Genomic DNA, 1,996 nt, shown 5'->3' on the forward strand with positions numbered 1-1,996 from the left:
CCGCCGCGGGGGCCGCCGAGCGCCACGCCGCCGCCGAGCCGGTGCAGCACCACGCCGACCGGCGCCTTGCGCAGCATCAGCCGGGCCCCGCCGGCGACCCGCTTCCAGATGAGCCGTTCGAGGTCGTCGGACAGTTCGCGGGGCTCCCATGACGGCTGGGCGCGGCGGACGTCCTCGTGGTGGACGAAGAACTCCAGCGTGTTGACGGCGTCGTCGAGGAAGGGCAGCAGCCCGTAGACGCCGCCCGGCTCGCGTACCAGGCCGACCAGCTCGGGGAAGGGGTGCTTGGCCTTGAGGCCGTTCTGCACCGAGGCGGTGTAGCCGGCGAGGGGCTTGAGCGCGATGCCGCCCATGGCGTCGGGCCTGCGCTCGCGCAGCGCGAGGTGCGCGGCCAGGTCGTAGGTGGTCCAGCCCGTGCAGAGCGTGGGGGCGTCGGGACCGAGGCGGTCGAACAGGTCGCAGAGCGCGGAGCGTTCGTCGCGGGCGTACGTCACGTGGTCAACCCTACCGGTGGGAATAACGTGCATATCTGGAGTGATAGTGACTTAAGCAGATATGTCGGATTGGAAGGGGAACGTGCCGCGTGGCGACCAAGGTCACCTCGGCCGTGATGCGTCAAGGGCTGCGTGTCCTTGGGGTGGCCATTCAGACGGAGAAAGCGGTGTTCGCGCTGGCGGTGCTGGCCAGCGCGGTCTACGGCGGCATGACCGTCGCGTCCGCGTGGGCGCTGGGCTGGGCGACGCAGAACGTGGTGCTGCCGGCCTTCGGGTCGGGCCGCATCGCTTCGGGGGCGCTCTGGACGGGAGTGCTCCTCATCGTCGGGGCGGCGCTGCTCAAGTCGATCGGCGTGGCCGGGCGCCGCATCCTGGCGGGGGTCATGCAGTACCGGATGCAGGCCAGGTCGCGCAGGGACGTGACCAAGCAGTACCTGAGGCTGCCGCTGTCCTGGCACCACCAGCACCCGACCGGGCAGCTCCTGTCGAACGCCAGCGCCGACGCCGAGGCCGCCTGGGCGCCGCTCGCGCCGCTGCCGATGGCCGTGGGCGTGATCGTCATGCTGTTCACCGCGGCGATCGCGATGCTGTTCACGGATCTCGTGCTCGCGCTGGTGGGTTTCTTGATTTTTCCGGCTATCGCCGTACTTAACCTGATTTATCAGCGCAAGCTCAGCCCGCTGGCCACCCGCGCGCAGCAGCTGCGCGCCGAGGTCAGCGAGATCGCGCACGAGAGCTTCGACGGCGCGCTCGTCGTCAAGACGCTCGGCCGGGAGGAGCTGGAGACCGACCGGTTCCGGCGGCGCGCCCACGAGCTGCGCGACGCCAACATCGCGGTCGGGCGCGTGCGCGGGCTGTTCGACCCGCTGCTGGAGGCGCTGCCCACGATCGGCGTGCTCGCGGTGCTCGCCGTCGGCGCGGTGCGCCTGTCCGCCGGTGCGATCGACTCCGGCGACCTGGTGCAGGTGGCCTACCTGTTCACGCTGCTGTCCTTCCCGATCAGGGCGCTCGGCTGGGTGCTGGCCGAGCTGCCGCGCAGCGTCGTCGGCTGGCAGCGGGTGCAGGCCGTGCTGGAGGCCACCGGCTCCATGGAGTACGGCGGCGTGGCCGCCACGACCGCCTCCACCCCCGCCGCGCTGGAGATCTCCGGCGTCTCGTACGCCTACGGCGAGGCCCAGGTGCTCCACGACGTCACCTTCGACGTGCCCGCCGGCCGTACCGTCGCGCTGGTCGGGCCCACCGGCTCGGGCAAGTCCACGCTCGTGCAGCTGCTCGTCCGGCTCGTGGACCCCGGCACGGGACAGGTGCTGCTCGACGGCGTGGACCTGCGCGAGCTGGCCTACGGCGGCATCGCCGAGTCGGTGGCGCTGGTGCCGCAGCAGACGTTCCTGTTCGACGACAGCGTGCGCGGCAACATCGCGCTCGGGCTGGAGGCGGCCGACGAGGACGTGTGGGCCGCCCTGCGGCTGGCCCAGGCCGACGGGTTCGTGGCCAGGCTCGCC

Annotated in this window: 2 protein-coding genes; one reads left to right on the top strand and one right to left on the bottom strand. The window is 71.7% G+C overall.

The annotated features are described in order from the left end of the window. Positions 1-494 (bottom strand): TIGR03085 family metal-binding protein (locus tag ACWDX9_RS62725; protein WP_449973355.1); only part of this gene is annotated, 494 nt, incomplete at its 3' end. 89 nt (positions 495-583) lie between these two features. On the opposite strand from ACWDX9_RS62725, the gene ACWDX9_RS62730 reads away from it, so the two are divergent. Next, a partial coding sequence (locus ACWDX9_RS62730) for an ABC transporter ATP-binding protein (RefSeq protein ID WP_449973356.1) occupies positions 584-1,996 on the top strand: 1,413 nt, incomplete at its 3' end.

Source organism: Nonomuraea sp. NPDC003201 (assembly GCF_053590415.1).